Origin of the sequence: Cryobacterium sp. MDB1-18-1 (genome assembly GCF_004402735.1) — a bacterium.
GTDB classification, from domain to species: Bacteria; Actinomycetota; Actinomycetes; order Actinomycetales; family Microbacteriaceae; genus Cryobacterium; species Cryobacterium glucosi.
Genome location: NZ_SOFR01000064.1, coordinates 1 through 24707 on the forward strand (window position 1 = coordinate 1; position 24707 = coordinate 24707).

The 24707-nt window shown below is 69.7% G+C and carries 23 protein-coding genes and 1 rRNA gene; 13 read left to right on the forward strand and 11 right to left on the reverse strand.

Annotated features, from left to right (window positions below):
* Positions 1-78 (forward strand): 5S ribosomal RNA (gene rrf, locus E3O50_RS15050); the annotation flags it as partial.
* 232 nt (positions 79-310) lie between these two features.
* On the opposite strand, the gene E3O50_RS15055 is transcribed toward rrf, so the two are convergent.
* Positions 311-1165 carry an RDD family protein gene (locus tag E3O50_RS15055; protein ID WP_134560562.1) on the reverse strand — a complete coding sequence of 285 codons (855 nt, stop codon included), beginning with the start codon at positions 1163-1165 and terminating at the stop codon, positions 311-313.
* A 17-nt stretch (positions 1166-1182) separates the two neighbouring features.
* Between E3O50_RS15055 and E3O50_RS15060 the strand changes: the two genes are divergently transcribed.
* Positions 1183-2178 carry a stage II sporulation protein M gene (locus tag E3O50_RS15060; protein ID WP_134560564.1) on the forward strand — a complete coding sequence of 332 codons (996 nt, stop codon included), beginning with the start codon at positions 1183-1185 and terminating at the stop codon, positions 2176-2178.
* A 14-nt stretch (positions 2179-2192) separates the two neighbouring features.
* Here E3O50_RS15060 and E3O50_RS15065 read toward each other — a convergent pair whose 3' ends face one another.
* The 5 genes from E3O50_RS15065 to E3O50_RS15085 are packed head-to-tail and all read right to left on the reverse strand — an operon-like array spanning position 2193 to position 7551.
* A complete protein-coding gene (locus tag E3O50_RS15065) occupies positions 2193-3500 on the reverse strand; it encodes a DUF58 domain-containing protein (protein ID WP_134560566.1) in 1308 nt (435 codons plus the stop codon).
* 1 nt (position 3501) lies between these two features.
* Entirely contained in the window at positions 3502-4473 is a 972-nt protein-coding gene (locus E3O50_RS15070; RefSeq protein ID WP_134560568.1) for a MoxR family ATPase, read from the reverse strand.
* Positions 4470-5723 (reverse strand): DUF4350 domain-containing protein, encoded by a 1254-nt coding sequence (locus E3O50_RS15075; RefSeq protein ID WP_134560570.1) that lies wholly within the window; start codon positions 5721-5723, stop codon positions 4470-4472. The genes E3O50_RS15070 and E3O50_RS15075 overlap by 4 nt, the downstream gene beginning before the upstream one ends.
* Positions 5720-6403, reverse strand: a complete 684-nt coding sequence (locus E3O50_RS15080; protein ID WP_134560572.1) for a DUF4129 domain-containing protein — start codon at positions 6401-6403, stop codon at positions 5720-5722. The genes E3O50_RS15075 and E3O50_RS15080 overlap by 4 nt, the downstream gene beginning before the upstream one ends.
* Complete coding sequence (locus tag E3O50_RS15085; RefSeq protein WP_134560574.1) at positions 6400-7551, reverse strand: hypothetical protein; 1152 nt, start codon at positions 7549-7551, stop codon at positions 6400-6402. The genes E3O50_RS15080 and E3O50_RS15085 overlap by 4 nt, the downstream gene beginning before the upstream one ends.
* Before the next feature lie 135 nt (positions 7552-7686).
* Here E3O50_RS15085 and mtrA point away from each other — a divergent pair, with 135 nt between their 5' ends.
* The 6 genes from mtrA (at position 7687) to secA (ending at position 16451) form a co-directional block, all read left to right on the forward strand.
* The gene (gene mtrA / locus E3O50_RS15090; protein ID WP_134449752.1) at positions 7687-8367 is read left to right on the forward strand and encodes an MtrAB system response regulator MtrA; all 681 of its coding nucleotides are present in this window, start codon (positions 7687-7689) and stop codon (positions 8365-8367) included.
* 7 nt (positions 8368-8374) lie between these two features.
* Positions 8375-10075, forward strand: a complete 1701-nt coding sequence (gene mtrB / locus E3O50_RS15095) for an MtrAB system histidine kinase MtrB (protein ID WP_134560576.1) — start codon at positions 8375-8377, stop codon at positions 10073-10075.
* Entirely contained in the window at positions 10068-11816 is a 1749-nt protein-coding gene (locus E3O50_RS15100) for an LpqB family beta-propeller domain-containing protein (protein ID WP_134560578.1), read from the forward strand. The genes mtrB and E3O50_RS15100 overlap by 8 nt, the downstream gene beginning before the upstream one ends.
* A 97-nt stretch (positions 11817-11913) precedes the next feature.
* Positions 11914-12648, forward strand: a complete 735-nt coding sequence (locus E3O50_RS15105) for a phosphoribosyltransferase family protein (protein WP_166787411.1) — start codon at positions 11914-11916, stop codon at positions 12646-12648.
* Between the two features lie 99 nt (positions 12649-12747).
* Complete coding sequence (raiA, locus tag E3O50_RS15110) at positions 12748-13455, forward strand: ribosome-associated translation inhibitor RaiA (protein ID WP_134449756.1); 708 nt, start codon at positions 12748-12750, stop codon at positions 13453-13455.
* Positions 13456-13628: 173 nt separating this feature from the next.
* Positions 13629-16451: a preprotein translocase subunit SecA gene (gene secA, locus E3O50_RS15115; RefSeq protein ID WP_134560580.1), complete on the forward strand. Its 2823-nt coding sequence runs from the start codon at positions 13629-13631 to the stop codon at positions 16449-16451.
* A 70-nt stretch (positions 16452-16521) separates the two neighbouring features.
* On the opposite strand, the gene E3O50_RS15120 is transcribed toward secA, so the two are convergent.
* A complete protein-coding gene (locus E3O50_RS15120; protein WP_134560582.1) occupies positions 16522-18048 on the reverse strand; it encodes an MFS transporter in 1527 nt (508 codons plus the stop codon).
* A 104-nt stretch (positions 18049-18152) separates the two neighbouring features.
* Between E3O50_RS15120 and E3O50_RS15125 the strand changes: the two genes are divergently transcribed.
* Entirely contained in the window at positions 18153-18845 is a 693-nt protein-coding gene (locus E3O50_RS15125; protein WP_134449759.1) for a TetR/AcrR family transcriptional regulator, read from the forward strand.
* On the opposite strand, the gene E3O50_RS15130 is transcribed toward E3O50_RS15125, so the two are convergent.
* Positions 18832-19269, reverse strand: a complete 438-nt coding sequence (locus tag E3O50_RS15130; protein ID WP_241975493.1) for an Rv3235 family protein — start codon at positions 19267-19269, stop codon at positions 18832-18834. The two genes, E3O50_RS15125 and E3O50_RS15130, sit on opposite strands and share 14 nt — an antisense overlap.
* 131 nt (positions 19270-19400) lie before the next feature.
* On the opposite strand from E3O50_RS15130, the gene E3O50_RS19720 reads away from it, so the two are divergent.
* Together E3O50_RS19720 and E3O50_RS19725 are read left to right on the forward strand one after the other, a co-directional pair.
* Positions 19401-19640, forward strand: a complete 240-nt coding sequence (locus tag E3O50_RS19720) for a hypothetical protein (protein ID WP_241975494.1) — start codon at positions 19401-19403, stop codon at positions 19638-19640.
* Between the two features lie 111 nt (positions 19641-19751).
* Positions 19752-20042 (forward strand): hypothetical protein, encoded by a 291-nt coding sequence (locus E3O50_RS19725; RefSeq protein WP_241975495.1) that lies wholly within the window; start codon positions 19752-19754, stop codon positions 20040-20042.
* A gap of 15 nt (positions 20043-20057) precedes the next feature.
* Here E3O50_RS19725 and E3O50_RS15140 read toward each other — a convergent pair whose 3' ends face one another.
* Positions 20058-20360 (reverse strand): helix-turn-helix domain-containing protein, encoded by a 303-nt coding sequence (locus tag E3O50_RS15140; protein ID WP_134449761.1) that lies wholly within the window; start codon positions 20358-20360, stop codon positions 20058-20060.
* Between the two features lie 145 nt (positions 20361-20505).
* Between E3O50_RS15140 and E3O50_RS15145 the strand changes: the two genes are divergently transcribed.
* The gene (locus E3O50_RS15145) at positions 20506-21141 is read left to right on the forward strand and encodes a hypothetical protein (protein ID WP_134560584.1); all 636 of its coding nucleotides are present in this window, start codon (positions 20506-20508) and stop codon (positions 21139-21141) included.
* A gap of 2 nt (positions 21142-21143) precedes the next feature.
* Positions 21144-22400 (forward strand): regulator, encoded by a 1257-nt coding sequence (locus E3O50_RS15150; RefSeq protein WP_174774655.1) that lies wholly within the window; start codon positions 21144-21146, stop codon positions 22398-22400.
* A 72-nt stretch (positions 22401-22472) separates the two neighbouring features.
* On the opposite strand, the gene E3O50_RS15155 is transcribed toward E3O50_RS15150, so the two are convergent.
* Positions 22473-24227, reverse strand: a complete 1755-nt coding sequence (locus E3O50_RS15155; RefSeq protein ID WP_241975496.1) for a DUF5671 domain-containing protein — start codon at positions 24225-24227, stop codon at positions 22473-22475.
* The gene (locus E3O50_RS15160) at positions 24224-24697 is read right to left on the reverse strand and encodes a hypothetical protein (RefSeq protein ID WP_134560586.1); all 474 of its coding nucleotides are present in this window, start codon (positions 24695-24697) and stop codon (positions 24224-24226) included. Before E3O50_RS15160 ends, E3O50_RS15155 begins: the two co-directional genes overlap by 4 nt.
* Between the last annotated feature and the right edge of the window lie 10 nt (positions 24698-24707).

Sequence of the window (24707 nt, forward strand, 5' to 3'; positions counted from 1 at the left end):
CCGAACCCGGAAGCTAAGACTCTCAGCGCCGATGGTACTGCAGGGGGGACCCTGTGGGAGAGTAGGACACCGCCGGACTTAACTTAGCAACACCAGAAAAGCCACCCCACGGGGTGGCTTTTCTGCTTTAACCCACACACTGCAACCACCAGCCAGCCAGCCAGCCAGCCAGCCAGCCCGCCGGCCCGCCCTGCACTGGCCCCGCCCTGCACTGGCCCCGCGCGACACCAGCGCCGCTACGCCCCGGACACGCCGGGCGCGTAACAGCGCAACCGGCGCGCAACCCGTAGCGGGGCGGCGCAGCATCCGCTCAGCGGTTGGGGAAATCGTGGGGGAGGCGCGTGAGCACCGGGCGGAGGCGCTCGAGGCGATCTCGTTCCAGGAGGAGTGCCGCGTACTCGCGGCTGCGGCGCACGGCGGCGACGCCGGCGAGGAACTCCTCGGGGGAGACGGCGGGAACCGGGGAGACGAAGGGCGCCGCTTCCGCCGCGAGGTCACTTGCCACGCGCACGCGTGTCTCCGGGGTCAGGCGTCCGGACTGGCGGAAAAACTGGGCGATGCGGCGCGAGAGCCGGTCAGGCAGCCGCACGACATCGACGGTGTACGACCAGGTGGTGAGCTCTTGCGGAAGCCCGAGGACCGGCTCGTCGAACCGGGCCACCCGTTCATACTGGCTGTACGTGCCGGCCATCAGGTCGCCGAGGCGCTTGGACTTGCCGTTCAGCAGTGCCGTCGTGGCGGCCAGGCCGCCGAAGGTGAGGTAGATCTCGAAGATTCCGCTGAGGGCGCGGGTGAAGGCGTGCCGCAGCTGAATGGACCCGCCGTCGTCACGCACGATGCGGGCGCCGATCACGAGCTTGCCGAGCGAGCGTCCTCCGGTCACGGTCTCCACGACAGTCGGGAGGACGAGGATCGAGAACGCGAGCCCTGAAATCGCCAGCGTCTGCGCGAGCGCTGGATCCAGGGCGTCGCCCATGACGAAGTCGACCGCGAAGGCGAGTCCCACGAAGAAACCGAGATAGGCGAGCCAGTCGATGATGGTGCCGGCCGCGCGCAGGATGAAACTCGCCGGCCGCACATCAAGCGCGACCGCCTCGCCAGTGACGAGTTCGTACTCATAGGGAGAACTTTCTCCCTGATCCGCCGCGTTTCCGGGGTGTGCCATGTCTACTATTAGAGCAGATGGACCTCGACGCATATTCAACGGCGCACCGCGCCCAGTGGGACCGCCTCGCCGAGCTCGGCAGGGAGCGGCGGCTCTCCGGCGCTCAGTCTGACGAACTGATCGGCCTGTACCAGTCCGGCGCGACCCAGCTGTCCGCAATCAAGAGCACGGCCGGCTCCACGATCCCGGGCGACCGGCTCTCCGTCGCGTTGTCCCGCGCCCGGCTGCGCTTCACCGGAGCCGGCGCGAACCTCGTGTCCCAGGTGCCTCGGTTCTTCGTCCTTCAACTGCCCGCCGCGCTCTACCGCCTGCGCTGGCTCACGCTGTGCGTCGCGGTCGTGACGGTCGCGGTCGCGGTGCTCTATGCCGTCTGGATCACCGGCGACCCCCGGGTGCTCGCCAACCTCGGCTCCGACGCCCAGCTCCAGCAACTCGTGAACTCTGAATTCGTCGACTACTACTCCGCCAACCCCGCCGCGTCGTTCACCGGCCAGGTCTGGACGAACAACGCCTGGATCGCCGCGCAGTGCGTCGCCTTCGGTATCCTCGGCCTCTACGTGCCGTACATCGTGCTCTCGAATGCCCAGAACATCGGCACGACAGCCGCGGTGATGTTCGCATACGGCAAGGGCGACGTCTTCTTCCTCTACATCGCGCCGCACGGGATGCTGGAGCTCACCGCGATCTTCGTCGCTGCGGCCGCGGGGCTTCGCATCTTCTGGTCCTGGATCGCCCCCGGTGGGCGTACCCGCGGGCAGGCTCTCGCGGCGGACTCGCGAGCCCTCGCGACGGTTGCGATCGGCCTCGTCTTCGTCCTCCTCGTCTCCGGCGTGATCGAAGGCTTCGTGACCCCGGCGCCGTGGCCGTGGCCGGTCAAGATCGGCATCGGCTTCGCCGCGCTGTGTGCGTTCCTGACGTACATGCTCGTGCTCGGCCGACGGGCCGCACGTTCCGGCGAGACCGGCGACATCGGTGAGTTCGAGGCCGGCAGCACCCGCATCTACGCGTCCTGAGGGCCGCGAGCGGGCTACAGTCGGCCGGCGAGCTTCAGGGCGAGGTAGTGGTCGGCGAGGCGGGGCGGCAGGTCCGCTGGCGGACCGGTGACGACGTCGGCACCCTGCTGGCGGATCGCCGCGGCGACCCTGGCGACGTCGAGCAGCGCCCGTTCGGCAGCGGCGGCGCGGTAGACCTGCTCCCGGTCGGCGCGTTCGTGGGTCGCCTGCACGGTCGTCGGGTCGGTGACCGACGCGACGACGACGGTGTGGCGGCGGGTCAGCTGGGGCAGTACCGCGAGCAGTCCGGTCGACGCCCCCGCGGCATCGATCGAGGTCAGCAGCACGACGAGGGCGCGCTGGCTCGTGATCGCGCGCACCTGGGCCGGCACTCCGGCCCAGTCCATTTCGAGGAGTTCGGGGTCGATCACCGCAAGGGTGTCGACCATCCGCGACAGCAGTTCTGCGCCCTGCGCGCCCTGCACCCGGCCGCGCACCCGCCGGTCGAAGGCGACCATGTCGACACGGTCTCCGGCCTTCGACGCGAGCGCGGCGAGCAGCAGCGCCGCCTCGAACGCGGTGTCGAGCCTCGTCTCGTTGTCGATCCGCGCGGCGGAGGTGCGTCCGGTGTCGATCACGATGACCACCCGCCGGTCGCGCTCCGGTCGCCAGGTGCGCACGACCACGTCGTTGTGCCGCGCCGTAGCCCGCCAGTCGATCGAGCGCACGTCGTCGCCGCGCACATACTCCCGCAGCAAGTCGAACTCGGTGCCCTGTCCGCGCACGAGCACGCTCGTGCGCCCGTCGAGTTCCTTGAGCCGGGTGATGCGCGAGGGCAGGTGCTTCCGGGCGTTGAAGGGCGGCAGGACACGGATGCGCCCGGGCGCCTCGAGCGTGGCCTGGCGCGCCCACAGGCCGAGCGGCCCGTACGAGCGGATCGTGACCCGGTCCACCCGTCGTTCTCCCCTCCGGAACGGAGTCAGCGGGAGGGACACGAGCCGGCGTTCCCCTGTCGGGACGGACAGAGGGGTGCGGTTGTTGCCTGCGCCGGCCGACGGTTGCCAGGCATCCCGCACGAGGGCGCGGAGGCGACGGGAGCCGGAATTGGTGACGTACAGCAGGCTCGTCACGGTTTCGCCGAGGCGCACCCTTGCCGGCAGCCTGCGTTCGAGGCGCACGGCCCTGGGCGAGCCGGCCAGCGCGAGGTCGAGCAGGCCGAGCCCGACCGAAAGCAGCAGCCACAGGGCGAGGATGCCGCCCGCGGCCGCCTGGCTGCGTCCGAGCAGCACAATTGGCACGACGCCGAGGGCGACGAGCAGTGTGAACCGACCGGAGACCGTCACCTTAGATCGGAACCTGGACCTGCTGGAGCACGCTGCGCAGGATGGCGTCCACGAACACGCCCTCGAGCTCGGCTTCCGGCTGGAGCTGGATCCGGTGCCGCCAGACCGGGAGGACCATCGCCTGGACGTGGTCGGGAGTGATCGAGTCGTAGCCGCTGAGCCACGCCCAGGCTTTCGTCGCCGCGAGAAGCGCCGTCGTCCCGCGGGGGCTCACGCCGAGCTTGACCGAGGGGCTGCGCCGGGTCGCGCGCGCGAGATCCACGATGTATGCGAGCACGTCCGCGCTCGAGCCGACCTCCATGACGGCGGCCTGCGCGGCGGTGAGCTGCTCGGCGCCGAGCACGGGAGTGACCCCGGCCGCGGTGAGGTCGCGGGGGTTGAAACCGGCGGCGTGGCGGCGGAGCACCTCGAACTCCGCGTCGCGTTCCGGCACGTCGAGCACGAGCTTGAGCAGGAACCGGTCGAGCTGCGCCTCGGGCAGCGAGTACGTGCCCTCGTATTCGATCGGATTCATGGTCGCGGCGACGATGAACGGGTCCGGCAACGGAATCGTCCGGCCGTCGACGCTGACCTGGCGTTCCTCCATCGCCTCGAGCAGTGCGGACTGGGTCTTCGGCGGTGTCCGGTTGATCTCGTCCGCGAGCAGGATGTTCGTGAACACCGGGCCCTTCCGGAACTCGAACTCGCCGGCCCGCGCGTCGTAGATGAGCGACCCTGTGACGTCGCCCGGCATCAGGTCGGGCGTGAACTGAACCCGTTTCGTCTCGAGGCTGAGCGCGTGGCTGAGCGAGCGCACTAGGAGGGTCTTGGCGACACCGGGCACGCCCTCGAGCAGCACGTGGCCGCGCGCGAGCAGGGCGATGATGAGTCCCGTCACTGCGCCGTCCTGGCCGACGACGGCCTTGCCGACCTCGGTGCGAACATGCGCGAGCGATTCCCGAAGGGAAACGATGGTATCGGTCGGTGTGCTCATGGGTCCATTCTTCCGGGGGTGGTTGCGGTGGGTGGGGCGGATGCCGGCGGATCAGCGGGCAGGCCGCTCGCGGCGATCACGGCTCGCTCCAGGTCCTGGAGGAGGTCGGACTGGGCAATGAGGTCGCGGTCCGTCGCCGGGACTCCGTCGACGAGGACGAAGCGCACCTCGGCCGGTGCCCGACCGGTCAGTGCGGACACCGCGAGCACGACGTCGTCGAGGCTCGCGAGCCTGGACAGCCCGACCCGGGTCGCGAGGCGCTGCACGGTGGCGACCCGCAGGGAGTCGAGGGCGCGGAGGCGCGCGTTGCCGCGGGCATAGAGGCGGGCCCTGCCTTCCATCGTCTCGCTCGCGCGTACGGTCACCGGCAGGTTCTCGGCGACGAGCGGTCCGAGTCGCCTGCCCTGCCACACGGCCGCGGCGAGGAAGACGACCGCGAGCAGCAGGATCGAGGGCGTGACCCAGCCCGGCGTCAACTCGCCGAGGCTCGGCGGGCCGGTGACCGCGACATCCGTCAGGGTCGGCAGGTACCAGATCAGGTCGGCGCTCGGCCCGAGCAGCCCGAGTGCGAGCGCCGCGTGACCGGATGCCGTGATCTCGTCGTTGCTGAAGATGGCGCCATCGGCGACGAGGGTCAGCTCTGTGGACGGCAGGGTCGCGCCGACGACGGCGAATGAGTTCCGACCGGACGGGAAACAACCGCTTTCCGCGGAGTCGGCGGGGAGGCTGAGCGTCTTCCCGCCGGGGGCGACGCCGCCTGCCCTGATCGCAGCGGGCAGGTCGCAGCGATCGCCAGGGCCGTCCAGGCTGTCGGCGACCCCGCCGAAGCCGACTGCGGGGGTCAGCGTCTGCAGCAGGAGGAAATCGGGGGAGACCACGACGGTCCGGGGTGCGAGGGCCGCCATGGCCGAGATCCGGTCGTTCGTCAGATAGCCGTTCGGGTCACTGAAGAACAGGGTCGGATCCGTGCTCGCCGCGGCGATCGTGCGAGCCTCGTCCAGGGAGTCCGCTGTCGTGACGCGCACCCCCTGCTGGCGCAGCACCTCGACGAGGGCGCGGGCGCCCGCCGGTGCGGCGTTGTCGGCGGCGAGCGGGGTCCCTCCGCTTGAACCGGCGCCCGCGAGCAGCGTCGCCGCGATGGCGACGAGCAGGGCGCCGACGCCGGCGAGCACCCAGAACCGCGAGCGCCGTGCGGCGGCGCGCAGGGTCGGGGTCGTCGCTACGGCATCGGCGCCCGCGAGAGTGGTCACCGCATTGCCGTCGGGGCCGGGTCTTCGCGGGTCGTCGGCGTCCGCGTGCGCAGGGCGCTTTCGAGCGCGGCGAGGGACAGGAAGCCGGACTCGGTGCCCTCGGCGTTGAGGTAGCGCACGCCGTCGAAGAGGTCAGCCGCCGTCCGGAGGCTGACCCGCTCCTCCGGGAACGCCGTTGCCGCCCGGTCGGCGAAGTTGTGCGCGGTCGTGCCGGGCGTGATGAAGAGCACCGTGCGTTCGATGAGCGACCGTGCCAGGGCCCGGAACATCTCGCTGATCGCGAGGTTCCAGTCCTTGTGCGATGCTGCCGACAGCGCCGCCCGGCGCAACTCGTCTGAGGACCGGGCGTCGTTCCTGCCGAACATCTCGTGCTGCAGGGCGCTGCGCCTGTTCCACCGAGGCAACCCGAAGACGAGCACGGCGACCACGACGACGGCGACGACGACAAGCGTCACGACGAGCGGGACCCAGGGTCCGAGGCCCGCGCCAGACGGCACGCCCAGTGAAGCGAACCAGTCGAAGAAGGCCTTGCTGACCAGGTCGAACCAGGTCGGCCGCGCGGCCTGGTACGGCGGCTTGGCGAGCTCGTCCCGCAACCAGGCCGTGGCCGTCGGGGCATCGGGATCGACAGGGATGCCCCCCAGGAACGGACCAGACCACGTGCCCCCCGCACCGGTCATGACTGCGGGGCCGCCGGCATCCGCCCGGCAGGGATCAGGTACGGGTCGGCAGCGTCGTTGCCGGGGGAAGACTCGACGAAGCGCTGCAGGTCGAGGTCGAGGCCTTCCTTGCGCATCCGCAGGTCGATGTAGATCAGCGCTGTCGTGCCGGACTGGACCACCGCGGCGACGGCCCCGAGTACGAGGCTCAGGAGAATGGTCAGCACGTACAGCACGATCACGGGGATCCAGGAGTCGATGGCGCCGGTCGGGTCGATGAGGGAGACCGCGACGCCGCCGAGCAGCGACAGCGGTGTCGAGACGATCTGCGAGACGATGTTCACAATCGCGGCGACAAGGAACTGCACTCCGAGCGTGCGCCAGAAATAGCCCCTCGTGAGCGACCACGATCGGGCGATGGCCGCCCCGATGCCGAGGCGTTCGAGCACGATCAGGCTCGGGACGAGGGACGTCTTCGTGGCCAGCCAGGCCGAGAGCGCGAGGATGCCGAGTGCGCCGAGGATGCCGAAGACGATCCCGAAGACGACGCCGGCTCCTCCGAGCAACACGAACACGACGACGACCCCAGCGACGATGGCCAGGCCGAGGAGAAGGGCTCCGCTGAGGATCGCGGACCAGAGTGCGAGCGGCCAGAGGCGTCGGCCGGCCGCCCGCCAGAGCTGGCCGAGCCGGAGCTTCTGGCCGAGCATGGCACGGGAGACCTCGACGACGATGACGCCCTGGAGCATCGCGGAGGCGATCACGGAGAGGAGGATCGGCACGATCGCCGACAACACGATGGTGAGGTTGGCGCCGGCCTGGACCGCGTCCCTGTCCGCGAGCGGGGCGCTGTCGACCCTGCCGAGGGCGAGCACCGTCACCGGGCCGACGATCAGCAGGGTGACCAGGAGGATCGCGCCCTGCACGAGGAGTGCGCTTCCGAACGTGGCCTTGGGATTGCGCCGCAGCACCTGGAAGGGCGCCCAGAGCAGGGAGCCGAAACCGAGCGGCCGCAACGGGAGGAGGCCGGGGCGCGGCGGCGGGGTCCACGCGGGAGGAGGACCCCAGGCCTGGGGTGCACCGGACGCCGGCGGCGGCGCGTATTCGCCGTAGCGCGGTCGATCGTACGCGTCACCTGTCGGTGCGTGCCAGTTCTGCGGGTCCGTCACGAGACCTATGCTGGCATACTCGGCATCGAAACGGGCGCGACGGGCAATGCCAGCCCCCCTCGACTACTCTGGTGTCAGTGATTGCATGACTCACCGGGAGTATTCCCTCCGGTGACCTAAGCAGAAAACGGTTGGATGAACGCACGCATTTTGGTCGTCGACGACGACACCGCGCTGGCGGAAATGATCGGCATTGTCTTGCAGGGTGAAGGTTTCGACCCGCACTTCTGCGAAGACGGCTCACTCGCGCTCGACGCATTCCGGACGATCAAACCCGATCTGGTCCTGCTCGACCTGATGCTGCCCGGCCTCGACGGCATCGAGGTGTGCACCCTGATCCGCGCCGAATCGGGAACGCCCATCATCATGCTCACCGCTCGCACCGATACGACGGATGTGGTCAAGGGCCTCGAATCCGGCGCGGACGACTACATGGTCAAACCGTTCAACCCGAAGGAACTCGTCGCCAGGATCCGCACGCGGCTGCGGCCGGTGTCAACGGATTCTCCCGCGAACCTCTCGATCGGCGACCTCACCGTCGACGCCGCCGGGCACGAGGTGCGCCGCGGCGACCGGCAGATCGGCCTGACCCCACTCGAATTCGACCTCCTCCTCACCCTCGCGTCCCGTCCCCAGCAGGTGTTCACCCGGGAGATGCTGCTCGAGCAGGTGTGGGGCTACCACTACAAGGCCGACACCCGGCTCGTGAACGTGCACGTGCAACGCCTCCGCGCCAAGGTCGAGGACGATCCGGACAACCCCCGCATCGTGATGACGGTCCGCGGTGTCGGGTACCGGGCCGGCGCGGCCATCTAGGCTCCGCATGGCCGAACCGACCGGGTTTGCCCGAACATGGCGCAGGGACTGGCGCGACTGGAGATCCTGGCGTGCCCGCCTGCTTCGCACCTGGCGGTCCTCCCTGCAGTTCCGCACCGTGACCATCACGGTCGTGCTGTCCGGCATCGCCATCGTCATGGTCGGCGTGTATGTCTCGGTGAGCGTCGGCAACGATCTCTTCCAGTCCCGGCTCAGCCAGGTCGAACTCGACTCGAACCGGGCGACGAGCGCGGCCCAGGGGATCCTGGATTCCTCGGACGCGGCCGACCGGGTCCAGGTGCAGAGCCTGCTTGCCTCGGCGCGGAGCGCCATTTCCGCGGCGTCCTCGAGCCGGCTTGTCGCCGTGTTCCGGGTTCCCGGTCAGGACCCGTCGACGTCCGTGCCCCAGGACTTCTCGACATTCGGCGACTCGACCGAGGTCATCTCGCCCGAGCTGCGCACCGCCGTCCAGGGCTCGCCGGGCACCCAGTTCTGGCAGTCGGTGGCCCTGGCGACGGATGACGACGGCCAGGTCGCCGGGATCGTCGTCGGTTCGCAGATCACCGTCCCCGTCGCCGGCCGGTACGAGCTCTACATCGGCTACAACCTCGGCGAGGCGGAAACGACACTGCAGTTCGTGCAGCGAACCCTCGGCATCGCCGGGCTCCTGCTCATCATCCTGATCGGTGCGGTGACCTGGATCGTGGTGCGCTTCGTGGTGACGCCGATCCGGGTCGCGGCCGAGACCAGCCAGCGGCTGGCCTCCGGGGACCTCGGTGTGCGGCTGCCCGTCAAGGGCGACGACGTCATCACGACCCTCGCCCGGTCGTTCAATGGGATGGCGGACAGCCTGCAGAGCCAGATCAAGGAGCTCGCCGACCTCTCCGAGGTGCAGCAGCGCTTCGTCTCCGACGTGTCGCACGAGCTGCGCACCCCGCTGACGACGATCCGGCTGGCCGGCGACATGCTCTACGACCAGCGGGCCGCCTTCCCCCCTGCGACGGGTCGAACTGCGGAACTCCTGCACACCCAGGTCGAGCGATTCGAACTCCTGCTCGCGGACCTGCTCGAGATCAGCAAGTACGACGCCGGGTCGGTCGAACTCGAGGCCGAGCCGACGAACCTCGTGCACCTCGCCGCAGATGCCGTCGAGGGCCTGCGGTCGCTCGCCGAATCCAAGGGCACCCGGCTCAACCTCGTCGCCCCGGGAGGACACCTCGACGCGGAGGTCGATCCCCGTCGCATCCGCCGGATCATGCACAACCTGATCGGCAACGCGATCGAGCACGGCGAGGGCAAGCCCGTCATCGTCTCGGTCGACAGCAACGAGTCCGCCGTTGCCCTCTCGGTGCGCGACTACGGCCTCGGCATGAGCCAGGTCGACGTCAACCACGTCTTCGACCGGTTCTGGCGGGCAGACCCCTCCCGCAAGCGCACCATCGGCGGCACGGGCCTCGGCCTCTCGATCTCACTCGAGGACGCGACCGTGCACCGCGGCTGGCTCCAGGTCTGGTCGAGCCCCGGGAAGGGCTCGTGCTTCCGGCTGACCCTGCCCCGGACCGCGCGCGGCGAGATCACGAGCTCGCCGAGCCCGCTGCCGCCGGAGGACGCCGGGTCCGACGGAACCCTGCCGCGCCTCACGGTCGGCGAGGTCGGCCGGGCCGGGGTCAAGGGCGCCCAACACGGTGAGGGAGCGATCCATGACTGACCGGAGCGACGGCATCCGCCGTGCAATCCATGCGACCCGGGAAACCCGTGGAGGCGGACCCTGGCGCGCAGGGGGCACGCTGGCAGCCCTCCTCGTGCTCGCGGTCCTGCTCAGCGGATGCTCGGGGATTCCCCGGAGCGGCAGCGTGCGCACCGGGCAGGCGGTCGCAGCCGGGGACAACCCCGCACCCGTCTTCCTGCCGTCGCACCCGCAGGCCGATGCCAGCCAGGAAAACATCCTGCGCGGTTTCATCGACGCCCAGACCAGCCCGGAGAACGACTACGCGATCGCCCGCGAATTCCTCGCCCCCGGTTTCAGCGGCGCCTGGGCGGCGGATGCCGGGGTGACGGTCGACGACGGGACGGCGCGCACCATCATCCCCGTCGACGGCCAGACCATGCAGTTCTCGGTGAATCCCATCGCCGACGTCGACGGGATCGGTGAATACCACGAGGTCGAGTCTCCCTCGCCCGTCGTGCTGCGCTACCAGTTCCAGAAGGTCGGTGACCAGTGGCGGATCAGCGCTGCGCCGAACGGCACCGTCGTCGACCAGACCACGTTCAGCGACGTGTTCAGCTCCCAGGCGCTCTACTTCTTCGATTCGAGCTTCGCGTTCCTGGTGCCAGACCTGCGCTGGTTCCCGCGCGGGGGCGCCACCCTGACCAAGATCGTCAACGGAGTGCTGCACGGGCCGAGCCCGTGGCTGGGCGGGGCCGTTGTCAGCGCGTTCCCCGATGGAACCAAGCTCACCGCGGATGCCGTGCAGGTCGTCTCGCGCGACGCGAAGGTCGACCTCAACGGCGAAGCCCTGAACGCAGACAGGGTCACCCTGCAGCGGATGCGGGCGCAGCTCACAAACAGCCTCCCCACGGGCATCACCGTCACGATCTCGATCAACCAGAACTCCCAGGACATCGGGGACCTCGGCGCCAACGCCCCGATCGTCAACCCGCGGGTGGACGCCCGGGCGCTCGTACTCCGTCAGGGCGCCTTCGGGTTCCTGTCCGCAGCAGGGAAGACGGTCACCCCGATCCCCGGGCTCTCCGACCAGGTCGTCGCGCTCGGCCCGACGGCGGTCACCCTCTCACCGGGGCAGACCGTCGCGGCGGCGCGGGCCGCGACCGGGGTCTCCTCCGTCCGGGTCGGCGAGGTCGCGAAGCTGCTCGATCCGCGGCCCGGCCTCATCGCGCCGGCCGTCGACAACTTCGGCTACGTCTGGTCCGTGCCCTCGAACCGTCCCGGTGAGCTGTTCGTCTACAGCCCAAACGGGGATGCGACGGCCGTGCCGACCTCCTGGCCGGAGGCCTCCGGAATCGTGGCGTTGCGGGTGTCCCGGGACGGTACCCGGCTGATCGCGCTGCTCACCTCTGGAACGGAGACCCGCTTCGTGGTCGTCTCGATCAAGCGGGACAAGTCCGTTCCGGTCGCCCTCGGAGACGAAGTCCAGCTCCAGTCCGTTCCGGGCATCCCCCTCGACGCCACCTGGATCGACGAGCTCACGGTCGCCTACCTCGTCGCGCTCCCGACCGGAGAGGACCGCATCGTGACCCAGCAGCTCGGCGGCGTCAGTTCCAGCATCGAGTCAGCGCCGGGCAGTGCGACGATCACGGGAAGCAACACCCTGAGGGACGTGCGCGCACTCGCCACAACGGGCGGCCTGATGATGCAGCGCGGAGTCGGCTGGCAGGAGCGCATCGACGACGTGACTCTCGTGGCCACCCAGCAGGGAATCGGCGGGTAGGCGCGGGCCTGTCCTCCACAGCGCCGGCGCACGGCCGCGCGCGCACCGCCGTGCGCTCGCGATCATGCGCTCGCGTCAGGTCGGGCAGTCTGGCGGCATGACCGGGACCGGCGCGGCACGAACGGCACGAACGGCACGGGAGGCGTGGCGGGCCGTCCTGGACGCGTGGGCCGTTCTCCTGCCCACGGCGTGCAGCGGTTGCGGGGCGCCGGACCGCGCCCTCTGCGCGGCCTGCCGCGCCCTCCTGGTGCCTGCCGTGCGCGTGACCGAGCGCGGCGGCCTGCGGGTCTGGGCGGGGCTCGACTATGCCGGCGTTCCGCGACGCGTGATCGCGAGTTTCAAGGACGGAGGGCGAACGGATGCCGCCGCCGCGCTCGCCCCTGCGCTCCTGGCCGCGGTCGTGGCCGCGCTCGCCGCAGTGGAGTCCGGCGGACCAGTGGAGTCCCGCGGCGCTGCGGAGACCGGCATCCGCCTGGTCACGATTCCCTCGTCGCGACGGGCCTGGCGGGCGCGCGGTTTCCTCCCGGTCGAGCTGCTGCTCCGCCGGGCCGGACTCGCACCGCACCGGGTCCTCACCGGCCGGGAGACCGCCGACCAGGTCGGGCTCGACCGTGCCGCCAGGTCCAGGAACCGGGACGGTTCGCTGCGCGCCCTTCGTTCCCTGACCGGGGTGCGCTGCCTGCTCGTCGACGACATCGTGACGACGGGCGCCACCGTTCTCGAAGCCCGCCGCGCCATCCTCGCCGCCGGGGGAGAGGTCGTGGGCGTGGCCGCCCTCGCGGAAACCCGGAGACGCCTACCTGTCACACATCGTTCATCAGAAACCGATTGACAAATTGCGGTGACTTCTCCCGCCGGCAGGGCTACGGTGGAGCTAAAGGCGCGCACCAATCGCCCGGGACCGGGCGGTTCGCCAGATCTGGAGGTCGTCATGGAAACTAACATCGTCGGACGAAACCTGGGGATCACTGATCGTTTCCGGTCATATGCGTCGGAAAAGGCTGAGAAGATCGCCGGCCTTGCCGACAAGGCCCTCGCCCTCGAAGTCAAGCTCAGCCGGAACCGCGAAAAGGGTTCAGCCACCGGCAATGACAGGGTCGAGCTGACCCTGATCGGGAAGGGTCCCATCGTCCGCGCTGAAGCGGACGGTTCGGACAAGTACGCAGCCTTCGACGTGGCACTCGGACGGCTCCTCGAGCGCGTGCGCCGCGCCAAGGACCGCCAGAAGCTGCACCGTGGCGGAGCGCACCGCCCCACCTCGCTGCACGACGCGGCATCCGTTGACTTCAGCGTCGTCGACATCAAGCCGGCCGACGCCGAAACCCTCGACGAGGTGCGCACCGGAGTCATCCGCGTGATCCGCCCCACCGAGTCGGAGGCAGCCGCCGCGGCCACCGCCGCCGAGGAGGAAGCGGACGAGGTGTACACGCCGGTCGTCATCCGCCGCAAGGTCTTCTCCGCCGCCCCGATGACCGTCGACGACGCCCTGTACTTCATGGAACTCGTCGGGCACGACTTCTACCTGTTCCAGGACTCCGAGACGAACCGGCCGAGTGTGGTCTACCGCCGCAAGGGCTGGGACTACGGGGTCATCGAACTGGCCGAGAACAGCGAGGAGTTGCGGGTCGCCGCCGAGTAAGGCGTCCGGTAGGCCGTCGAGTGCACTCCCTGACCAACTAGCATTGTTATAGTTGCCGCACACCGGCGCACAACAGTGCCGGCGTGGTTCAATCCGTCGCGTGAGCAGCCAGACCCTGGTTCATCTCACCGAGACGACAGGCGTAACGGCGCCGTGACTAGTGGAGTGCATTCGTGGCCTCAATCCTTGAAAAGGTTCTTCGTGTTGGTGAAGGACGCGTCCTGCGTCGTCTCGAGCAGTATGCGAAAGCCATCAATGCGCTGGAAGAAGACTTCAGCCAGCTCACCGACGAGGAGCTGAAGAACGAAACCGTCGTGCTGCGGGAACGCTACTCGAACGGCGAGTCGCTCGACGACTTGCTGCCAGAGGCGTTCGCCGCCGTACGCGAGGCCTCGACCCGCACCCTGGGCTTGCGGCACTTCGACGTGCAGCTCATGGGCGGGGCGGCCCTGCACCTCGGCAACATCGCCGAGATGAAGACCGGTGAGGGCAAGACGCTCGTCGCGACGACCGCGGCGTACCTCAACGCCATCACAAGCCGCGGTGTGCACATCATCACCGTGAACGACTACCTCGCGAGCTACCAGAGCGAGCTGATGGGCCGCGTGTTCCGTGCCCTCGGCATGACCACCGGGTGCATCCTGTCCGGCCAGACCCCCGCGCAGCGCCATGACCAGTACCTCGCGGACATCACCTACGGCACGAACAATGAGTTCGGCTTCGACTACCTGCGCGACAACATGGCGTGGCAGGCAGCCGACATGGTCCAGCGCGGCCACTACTACGCGATCGTCGACGAGGTCGACTCGATCCTGATCGACGAGGCCCGCACCCCGCTGATCATCTCCGGTCCGGCATCGGGCGAGGCGAACCGCTGGTTCACCGAGTTCGCGAGCCTGACCAAACGGCTCGTCCCCGAGGTCGACTTCGAGGTCGACGAGAAGAAGCGCACCGTCGGCGTGCTCGAACCCGGCATCGAAAAGGTCGAGGACTACCTCGGCATCGACAACCTCTACGAATCGGCGAACACCCCGCTGATCTCGTTCCTGAACAACGCGATCAAGGCGAACGCCCTGTTCAAGAAGGACAAGGACTACGTCGTGATGAACGGCGAGGTTCTCATCGTCGACGAGCACACCGGTCGCATCCTGATGGGCCGACGGTACAACGAGGGCATTCACCAGGCCATCGAGGCCAAGGAGGGTGTCGCGGTCAAGGCCGAGAACCAGACCCTCGCGACAGTCACCCTGCAGAACTACTTCCGGCTCTACACGAAGCTGTCCGGCATGACCGGAACCGCCGAGACTGAGGCAGCCGAGTTCATGAGCACATACAAGCTCGGCGTGGTCTCGATCCCCACCAACAAGCCGATGAAGCGCATCGACCAGTCCGACCTCGTCTACAAGAACGAGGAGGCCAAGTTCGGCCAGGTCGTCGAGGACATCGTCGGCAGGCACGAGAAGGGCCAGCCCGTCCTCGTCGGAACGACGAGCGTCGAGAAGAGCGAATACCTCTCCCGCCTGCTCGCCAAGCGAGGGGTCCGCCACGAGGTTCTCAACGCGAAGAACCACGCGCGGGAAGCCGCGATCGTCGCCCAGGCCGGTCGCCTCGGCTCCGTCACGGTCGCCACGAACATGGCCGGTCGTGGAACCGACGTCATGCTCGGTGGCAACGCCGAGTTCCTCGCCGTCGCCGAGATGAACGCGAAGGGCCTCAGCCCCATCGAGACGCCCGAAGAATACGAGACCGAGTGGGACGACGTCTTCGCCGCGGTCAAGGCGAAGGTCTCCGAGGAAGCCGAGAAGGTCGTCGAGGCCGGCGGTCTCTACGTTCTCGGCACAGAGCGCCACGAATCGCGCCGCATCGACAACCAGCTCCGCGGACGCAGCGGACGCCAGGGCGACCCGGGAGAGAGCCGCTTCTACCTGTCCCTGACCGACGACCTGATGCGCCTCTTCAACGCGGGAGCCGCCGAGAGCCTGATGAGCCGCCAGGGTGTGCCCGACGACATGGCGATCGAATCCAAGGTTGTGAGCCGCGCCATCCGCTCTGCCCAGTCGCAGGTCGAGGGCCGCAACGCCGAGATTCGCAAGAACGTGCTCAAGTACGACGACGTGCTCAACCGCCAGCGCGAAGCGATCTACGGCGACCGCCGTCACATCCTCGAGGGTGACGACCTCCACGAGCGCACCCAGCGCTTCCTGGAAGACGTGATCGACGAGGTTCTCAGCGTGCACACCGGTGAGGGCAACGGCGACGACTGGGACTTCGACGCGCTGTGGACCGAGCTCAGAACCCTCTATCCCGTCGGCATCACCATCGACGAGGTCATCTCCGAGGCAGGCAACCGGGGCAGGATCAACCGCGACTTCATGCGCAGGGAGATCCTCTCCGACGCTCGGGTCGCCTACCAGAAGCGCGAGTCCAGCCTCGGCTCCCCGGCCATGCGCGAACTCGAGCGCCGCGTCGTGCTCTCCGTGATCGACCGCCGCTGGCGCGAGCACCTCTACGAGATGGACTACCTCAAGGACGGCATCGGCCTCCGTGCGATGGCCCAGCGTGACCCGCTCGTCGAGTACCAGCGTGAGGGTTTCGCCATGTTCCAGCAGATGATGGGCCAGATCCGCGAGGAGACCGTCGGCTTCCTGTTCAACCTCGAGGTCGAGGTCAACCAGGCGCCAGATCCCGTCGCCGCGCCCGTCGTCGTCGCCAAGGGCCTCACCCCCGGTGAGGATTCCGGTGCCGACAAGCTCAGCTACACCGCACCGAGCGATTCCGGCGGAGTCGAGGTGCGCAACCAGCGCGGCCAGATCCAGCAGGCCGCGACCGACCGTGCCCGCCGGGCCGAGACGGACGCGAACGCAGGAGATGCCCCTGCGGAGGAGTCAGCGGCTCCCGCTGGTCCTCCCCGTCGCGGCGCCTTCGGCCAGCGCGACTCCGGGACGCCGGCCGTTCCGGTGAACCGCGCCGAGCGTCGGGCCCAGGGCAAGAAGTAGCACCGCCCGTCGCACACGACGGAAGGCCGGGTCCCTCGGGACCCGGCCTTCCGTCGTGTGCGACCCGTGCCTAGTGCACCGGAAGCGGCACTTCGGTGGGCACTGCCGCGGGGGTGCCGTGCGGGTTCGAGAGCGACACGCCATGGCCCATCCGCCGGAAGAGCAGCGCCGCGAGGACCGCGCCGACGGCGAAGAAGCCGGCGCCCCACCAGTATGCGACCGCGTAGCTGTGGATTGCGGCATCCGCGGCCACCGCAGCGGTGAGCGGGGTGTTCGCGGCCAGGAAGTTCGTCGCGGCGGTCGCGGCGAGCGTGTTGAGCAGAGCGGTGCCGATCGACCCGCCGACCTGCTGGCTCGTGTTCACCATCGCGGAGGCGACCCCGGCGAACTGCCGGTCGACGCCGAGCGTCGCCGTCTGCATCGAGGCGGGCATGATCGAGCCCATCGCGAAGCCGAGGATCATCAGGGGCGGCAGTATGTCGGCGGCGTAGGTGCTGCCCAGGTCGAGATGGGTCAGGTAGATCATTCCGAGGGCTCCGAGCGTCATGCCGAACGGCACCATGATCTTCGGGCCGAACCGGGGCACGAAGATGTTCGTCGACAACTGGGCCGCGACGACGAGCATGGCGATCATCGGCAGGAATGACAGTCCGGTCTGGACCGGGGTGTAGCCCAGTGAGACCTGCAGGTAGTACGTGACGAACAGGAAGATGCCGAACATGCCTGCGCCGGCGATCAGCACCGAGAGGTACGCGGCACCGCGGTTGCGGTCGAGCACGATCACGAGCGGCAGAAGCGGATGCGCGGCACGGCGCTGCCACAGCACGAACGCGACGAGCAGCACGACGGCCCCCGCGAGCATGCCCCAGGTCAGCGGTGAGTCCCAGCCGTCGGTCTCGGCGTTGGAGAAGCCGTAGACGAGGCCGAAGAGGGCTCCGGAGACCAGGATTGTGCCGGGAATGTCGAGCTTCGGGCGCGGGCCGGTGCGCTCGAGGTGGTCGACGAAGACGATCGCACCGATCACCCCGATCACGGCGATGGGGATGTTGATGTAGAGGTTCCAGCGCCAGTCGAGGTTCTGGGTGAGGAAGCCGCCGAGGAGCAGTCCGACGGCGCCGCCGGCACCGGCGATCGCTCCGAAGATCCCGAAGGCACGGGCGCGTTCCTTCGGGATGGTGAACGTCGTCGTGAGAACGGCGAGGGCGGTCGGGGCGAGGAGGGCGCCGAACGCGCCCTGCAGGGTCCGGGCGCCGACGAGCAGCCCGAAGGTGCCTGCCGCACCGCCGAGTGCCGAGGCGGCTGCGAAGCCGATCAGTCCGATGATGAAGGTGCGCTTCCGGCCGATCAGGTCGGACAGGCGTCCGCCGAGCAGGAGGAGGCTCGCGAACGCGAGGGAATACGCGGTGATGATCCACTGGCGGTCTCCGTTGGAGAAGCCGAGGTCGGTCTGCGCGGAGGGCAGCGCGATGTTGACCACGGTCGAGTCGAGTACGACCATGAGCTGGGCGAGGGCGACGGTGCTGAGGGTCCACCAGCGCCGGGAATGCGGCACGGGCGTGCTCGTTAGAGTGGACGAAGTGGCGGAAGTCTTTGGCATGAAGGCGACTATATACGATACTGTGGAGTTCCGGATCTTAACAGTTCCTGAATTTACCTCCGGGTAACATTCGATCAGAAGACTTCGATCAGAAAGTGGTGAGTGTGGCGACGACGCAGCTCGATCCCGCCGAGGAGACGGAGCCCGTCAAGCTCGGACGCAGACGGGACCACACCCGCGACCCTGACATCCTCGCCGCTGCCGTCGACGTGCTCGCCGAATGCGGGTATGAGGGCATGACCATCGACATGGTCGCGGCCCGGGCCAAAGCGGGCAAGGCCACCCTCTACCGGCGATGGCCCTCGAAGGGCGAACTTGTCATCGACGCGGTCGCGTGCATGAAGAACGGTGACCTGAACCTGTCCCAACTCCCGGACACGGGCACGCTGCGCGGGGACCTGATCGCCATGATCAAGCCGCACTCGATCGAGGACGGCGAGAAGAAGCTCCGGGTCATCGCCGGCCTGATGTCCCTCCTCGCCCACTCGCCCGAGCTCGCCGAAACCGCCCGCGTCTCCGTCGTCGAACCCCGGGTGACCGCGCATCGCTTCCTGTTGCGCCGGGCCGTCGAGCGCGGCGAGATCTCGTCGCGCTGCGACATCGACAACCTGTCGACCGTGACCACGGCCATGGCCTCCATGCGGATCCTGTTCGAGCGCAAGACCATCGACAGGGAATTCCTGATCTCCTTGATCGACGGGGTGATCCTTCCCGCGGTGGGCCTGGGTGCCGGTCCGGCGGCCGGCGCGGACCCGGAGTCGCGAGCTGCAGGGGATACTGCCGTCACAGCACGTTGATCGCGCTGGCCCGCCAGCGGTTGTCGAGGCCCTCGAGGCGCAACGCCACCGCGCGCACCCGCACCTTGCTGTGCACGATGACGACGGCTTCGACCACCCCGTCCCTCGGTTCCGTGATGGTGACCCTGCCGATGGAGATCGTGGGCCGTTGCGCCCGGAGCCCTTTGACCGCCCGCGCCCGGTTGGAGAGGACGACCCGTTTCAGCAGGTGCCGGTAGACGTCGTCGCTCACCCAGCGCGCGAGCTGGTCGAGTTCGCGGGCCCCGGAGAGCACCTCGATCACGCACCGGGTGAGGTTGATGAGCAGCGGCTCCGGATCCGGCAGTTGCCCGCGGGAACTCGGCTGCTGCCCGAAGTAATCTTCCTCGGCGAACCGCTCCGCTCGGGCGCTCGCCTGCTCACTCTTGCCGACTGAATCGCTCATGACTCCTCCGGGGGTTCCGGGTGCTGAGGTGCAGGTTCGCTACTCAACCAGCGGATGCCCGCGGTGTCGTGCGCTTATATGTCCTGTGGATAACCCGGCTGGCCGGTTCGCGGCGAGTTAGCGTCGTGTGTGTGCGCTGGGACAACCTGTTCGACGACCTCGAGGGACAGCTCGAACACGAGCTGAACGCCGAGGACCTCGAGCTGCGCGCGGAAGAGGAACGGCTCCGGCTCGGCCGGTTATCGCTGCGGCACCGGCTGATGGGCCTGGGCGCCGGTTCGGGCCCGCGCGCGGGCGGCGGTGTCGTGCGGCTGGTGCTCACCTCCGGGGTCACGCTGGCCATCCGCCCGACGACGTTCGGGCGGGACTGACTCGCCGCCGAGATCCTCGACACGCCAACGGCGTCGGCAGGGACGGCCCCGCCCGGTGTCCCCGCCCGGGGCGCTCCGCAGTGCGTCGTTCCGATCGCGGCGATCGCCGGGGTGATCCTGCAGTCTGCGGAGGTGCGTGCCTCCCTCGCCGCGCCCGCGGAACCCGGGTCGGGGGTCGTCGACCGCATCGGGTTCGCCTTCGTGCTCCGCGACCTGGCCAGGCGGCGCAGGTTCGTCGAGGTGCACACGCCGGGTGGTCTCCTCAGTGGAACGATCGACCGGGTCGGTCGCGACCACATCGACCTCGCGATGCACGACCGCGGGGTGCCGCGCCGCAGCTCCGAGGTGAGGCAATACCGGATCATTCCCCTCGCCGGGATCCAGCTGCTGTGCCTGCCCTGACCGCGCCGGCCGGGTTCAGTCGGGCGGCCGGATGATCGTGCCGCCGGAGAGCTCGGGGATGTTCGCGTAGTCGGACTGCTCCCACAGCGACAGCCGCCTGGCCTCTTCGTACTTGGCCTCGATGTACGACTCGAGCACGACCCGCTCCACGCGCCAGTGCTGCATCCGCTCGGGCGCGGACGGGCCGATCCGGATGGCAGGAAGCTCGCCCGTGTGCACAAGCTCGCTCACCTCTGCCGCGGTCAGGGCGAGTATGTCGGCGGTGTCCGCGAGGGTGAGGAAGCGGCCCAGCCCACGATAGGCGTCGGGAGCGTTCATGCTTCGATTATCGGGGGTTCCCGCGGTGTCCCGCCGGGAAAACGACAGCCTGTGGATAACTTTCCCGCCGTGGGCCGGGAACGGCGACGATAGAAACCATTGATCAGGCGGGCGGCAGCTGCCCTCGCCGAGGAGAGGGGCGACCATGGTCTCGAGGCCGAATCGCGCACGACGCCCGGGAGTCTGGTTCGACCCGCGCCTGCTCATCGGCCTGGTGCTCGTGCTCGGTGCGGTCGGCGGCGTCTCTGCGGTCGTCGCAGGCAGCGACCGCACGACCGCCGTCTACGCCGCCCGTGGCGCCCTCATCGTCGGCGACCGGGTGACGGCCGCCGACCTCGAGCTCAGCCAGGTCCGCCTGGACGGCACGCTCCCGCTCTACGTGACCCCCGAGCGGATGCCCGCGGACGGCCTGGTCCTGGCCAGGACCGTCGCAGCAGGCGAGCTGATCCCGGTGTCCGCGGTCGGCGCATCCGCTGAGGCGGGCGTGACGACGGTCGTCGTCGAACCGACGGACGCCCTCGCGCAGGCGGTCGCGCCTGGCGCTGTTGTCGACGTGTGGTCGTCGCCGCAGACCGAGCGGGGTGCGTTCGGGCCGCCTGCCGTGCTCGTCGGGCAGGCGGGGGTGGTGCGCGTGCTTGAACCGGGCGGGCTTTCGGTGGGAGCCGGCCGCCGCTCGGTCGAGCTCCGGGTGCCCAGGGAGGCCGTCGCCGCCGTACTCACCGCGATCGCCAACGGAGCGGCGATCGCGGTCGTTCCGGCCAACCAGCCCCTCGGAGGTTGACCATGGCCCGGCTGCTGCTCGCGCTCGACCGTTCGACGGAAGACCGCCTCCTCGCGGATATCGTGCAGTACGGGCACTCCGTCCTCGCCCGGCTGTCGCGGGGAGCGGAACTGCTCGCGGTCCTGGACCGCACAGAGGCCGACGTCGCGCTCGTGAGCGCGGGACGGGCGACGCTGAGTGCCGCCGTGATCCGGGCGTGCGACGAGCACGGTGTGCGCGTGATCGCCCTCGCCGCGACCGACCAGGACCGCAGGAACGCGGCGGGACTCGGCCTCCTCGACGTGATCGACGCGACAGCGGAATGGGCGGGCATCGAGGCGGTGATCGAGGCCGGCGTGGTGATCCCGTTGCGGGTCGCCGAGCGGGAGGCCACGCGCACAGTGTCCGCTCGTGGCACCGTGATCGCGGTCTGGGGGCCCTCCGGCGCGCCGGGCCGCACGACGCTCGCGATCAACATCGCCGCCGAGGTCGCGGCGGCGGGCCACACCGTGGCGCTCGTCGACGTCGACAGCTACGGAGGCGGGATCGCGCCGGCCCTCGGGATGCTCGACGAATCGCCCGGTTTCGCCGCGGCCTGCCGCCTCGCCGGGACCGACAGCCTCACCCGGCCGGAACTCGAACGCATCGCGCAGCGCTACACCTCGCCGCGCGGCGCGTTCTGGGTGCTCACGGGCATCGGGCGCCCCTCGCGCTGGCCGGAGCTGTCGGGCGAGCGCGTCTCGAAGACCATCGAGGTGCTGCGGAACTGGGCCGACTACGTCGTCCTCGACACCGGCTTCAGCCTCGAAAGCGACGAGGAGATCTCGAGCGACCTGTTCGCGCCGCGGCGGAACGCTGCGACGCTCACCGCGCTCCGGTCAGCGGACCACGTCGTCGCGTGCGGGCTTGCCGACCCCGTCGGGCTTGCCCGCTTCCTGCGGTCGTGGGCCGAGCTCGCCGAGGCGGTCTCGACGGACAGGGTCAGCGTCGTGATGAACCGGGTGCGGCCGAGCGCCGTTGGGATCGACGCCAACCGGCAGGTCGTCGCAGCGCTGCGCCGGTTCGGCGGCATCCACGCCCCGTTCCTGGTCCCGCACGACCAGTCCGGCGCCGACGCTGCCGTGCTGACCGGCCGCACGCTGCGCGATGCCGCGCCGAAGTCGCCCGCACGCACGGGCATCCTGCGTCTGGTGCACAGGGAGCTTCTGCCCGAACCGGTGCGGGCGCGGGGCCGGGGACTGGGGCGGATGCCGTGGCGTCGCCGGGCGCCCGCCCTCTGAACCCCGCCCTCTGAACCCCGCCGTCTGAACCCCGCGCTCTGAATCCGGCGTCCTGACGCCGGTGCCCGAGGTTCAGTCCCGCAGCCGGATCACGGTGACCCCGGAGCCGGGGCCCGTCACGACGAGCACCCGTTTGCCGGTGACCCCGTCGAGGGCCGCGGTGATCTCCGCGGCGGATGGGCCGCCTGCAGTGCTGTCCGTGCCCGCTTCGGCGCCTGCGTCTGCGTTGCCCTCTGCCCGCGCCCAGACGGTCACGGATGCCCCTGTGGTCTCGGTGATCGCCCGCCGGAGCGGTTCGGGGGACGCGCCGGTGACCAGGATCACCCGTCCGATGGTGCATTGCCGGCCCGGCGTCGCGGCGCTCATGGCCCTGTCGCGCTGCCAGACGGCGAAGTGGTACCCGGCGGCGAGGCCGGTCGCGATGAGGAGCCCCAGCGGGGCGCGCACCCGCTCGAGCAGGCTGCTCCCGGATGGGGACCCGGACGCGGACCCGAGACCGAACTCGAAGATGCGGTAGCCGATCAGGAGGAGGGCGACCAGCGCGACGACGGCGCTGACACCGAAGACCAGGATCAGGTAGACGCGCCGGGCGGTCGCGGAGCTTGTGGATGGATCGGCCGGGGCCAGCGGACGCCAGGCCAGCCACCAGACCGGTCCGCCCGCGATCATGACGCTGATGCCGCCGAGCAGCAGGGTGCGCGGGTTCGAGTCGGCGAGCGGCTGCGCGAGTGCCGCGAGCAGGGAGTTCACCACGACCCCGAGCCCGGAGGCCGCACCGACGAGCCCGATGCCGGACACGACCAGGCCGGCCGCCTGCCGGGTCTGGTCGCCGCGGACTGGAACCAGGACCCGGTGATAGGCCCAGACGAATGCGCCCATCGACGCCGCCGCGAGTGCGTTGCCGAGGGGATCGAGGATGACGGTGAGGGACTCGGCGTTTCCGAACGCGCCTGAGCGGTCGAAGCAGAGCCTGAGCAGCACGAACACCGTTGTGCCCGCCCCGGCGAGGGTGAGGATCGCCGCTCCGCCGATTCCGCTGGCGATGAAAGCGACGTCGGCGAGCCCGCCGCGGAGGGTGACTGCCCTGTCGTGCAGCCAGTGCCACCACCACACGGCGCCGCCGCCGGCGCACCAGACCAGGCCTTCGAGGGGGAGCCACCACCACGGGGCACCCGCGAACGTCGATGCCCCCGACCCGGTGATGGCCGAGTCGAGCAGCGCGCCGAGCGCCGTGACGGCTCCGCCGGTACCGATCACGAGACCGAACACGCTCCCGAGAACGATCGCCGCCGTCGGGAGCCGCAGCGGATGCGTGGCCGGATTCCTGGACATCCACGTGTGCCACACCCACACGGCGGCCCAGACCAGTCCGGTGGCGAGGGTGCGCGGCTGCCAGTCCGCGCGCACGAGGGCCGCTGCGGAGCCGAGCAGGGCGGTCGAGGCGACGACGAGCGCGACGGTGCGCATGCCGGCGAGGTAGAGGCCCCAGGCGAGGGACGACCGATCTTCGCCGTCCAGGCGCCACCGGAGCACCCACCACAGCAGGGCGGCGAAGGGGCCGGCGACCAGGGTGAAGGCGAGCGAGCGGGCGAGTCCGGCGACGTCTTCCCCTGCGAGAGCATTACCCGCATCGAGCAGGCGCCCCAGCAGCCCGGCCAGACCGATCGCGGCGATCACGACGAGGGTGAACAGGAGGACGAAGGCGATCAGGCGCCGGACCGTCGGCTGGGCCGACCCTCCCCGCGGTGCCGGCGACCGGCGGACCCCGATCACGATGGCGGCGATGACGACGCCGAGCGCGACCAGGAGACCTGCCCCGACGATCACGGGGCATCCGTCGTTGTCGTGGTGCCCGGGCAGATCGCGAGTTGCCAGGGCGCGGAGTCGATCTTCCAGGCGCCGTCGACCGTGAGCAGGTCGAACACCTCCTGGCTCTCGTATTCCGAGGACCCGAAGGGGCCGGCATCCTCCGAGGTGACGATGGACACCGTGACGTCGGCCGAACCGGGCCGCTCCGTCGTCGAGACGAGCGTGACCCTCAGGTCGCCGGCGGCCCGGCCGCCGACCGCGTCGCAACTCGCGAGGGCGTGCGGGGTGAGGAATCCGGCCGCCTTCTGCTCGTCGCCGTCGATGACAGCGGCAGAGTAGCGCTGGACGACACCGGCCGGGGTCGCCTGGCCGAGCTGCTCCCGCGCTCCGCGGGAGAAGACGACGACGAGCGCGACGATGACCAGAACTACGATCACGGACAGAACGGCGATCAGGGTGCGATCGGGCCTGCCCGGAGTGGGGTTCATCTGACCAGCA

What these genes read in the sequence shown, in the direction of transcription:
- E3O50_RS15055 (WP_134560562.1), bottom strand. Translation starts at nt 1,165, where the DNA reads ATGGCACACCCCGGAAACGCGGCGGATCAGGGAGAAAGTTCTCCCTAT.
- E3O50_RS15070 (WP_134560568.1), bottom strand. Translation starts at nt 4,473, where the DNA reads ATGAGCACACCGACCGATACCATCGTTTCCCTTCGGGAATCGCTCGCG.
- E3O50_RS15150 (WP_174774655.1), top strand. Translation starts at nt 21,144, where the DNA reads ATGGCCCGGCTGCTGCTCGCGCTCGACCGTTCGACGGAAGACCGCCTC.
- E3O50_RS15140 (WP_134449761.1), bottom strand. Translation starts at nt 20,360, where the DNA reads ATGAACGCTCCCGACGCCTATCGTGGGCTGGGCCGCTTCCTCACCCTC.
- E3O50_RS15105 (WP_166787411.1), top strand. Translation starts at nt 11,914, where the DNA reads ATGACCGGGACCGGCGCGGCACGAACGGCACGAACGGCACGGGAGGCG.
- E3O50_RS15145 (WP_134560584.1), top strand. Translation starts at nt 20,506, where the DNA reads ATGGTCTCGAGGCCGAATCGCGCACGACGCCCGGGAGTCTGGTTCGAC.
- E3O50_RS15060 (WP_134560564.1), top strand. Translation starts at nt 1,183, where the DNA reads ATGGACCTCGACGCATATTCAACGGCGCACCGCGCCCAGTGGGACCGC.
- E3O50_RS15100 (WP_134560578.1), top strand. Translation starts at nt 10,068, where the DNA reads ATGACTGACCGGAGCGACGGCATCCGCCGTGCAATCCATGCGACCCGG.
- E3O50_RS15160 (WP_134560586.1), bottom strand. Translation starts at nt 24,697, where the DNA reads ATGAACCCCACTCCGGGCAGGCCCGATCGCACCCTGATCGCCGTTCTG.
- mtrB (WP_134560576.1), top strand. Translation starts at nt 8,375, where the DNA reads ATGGCCGAACCGACCGGGTTTGCCCGAACATGGCGCAGGGACTGGCGC.
- raiA (WP_134449756.1), top strand. Translation starts at nt 12,748, where the DNA reads ATGGAAACTAACATCGTCGGACGAAACCTGGGGATCACTGATCGTTTC.
- mtrA (WP_134449752.1), top strand. Translation starts at nt 7,687, where the DNA reads ATGAACGCACGCATTTTGGTCGTCGACGACGACACCGCGCTGGCGGAA.
- E3O50_RS15130 (WP_241975493.1), bottom strand. Translation starts at nt 19,269, where the DNA reads ATGAGCGATTCAGTCGGCAAGAGTGAGCAGGCGAGCGCCCGAGCGGAG.
- E3O50_RS15080 (WP_134560572.1), bottom strand. Translation starts at nt 6,403, where the DNA reads ATGACCGGTGCGGGGGGCACGTGGTCTGGTCCGTTCCTGGGGGGCATC.
- E3O50_RS15120 (WP_134560582.1), bottom strand. Translation starts at nt 18,048, where the DNA reads ATGCCAAAGACTTCCGCCACTTCGTCCACTCTAACGAGCACGCCCGTG.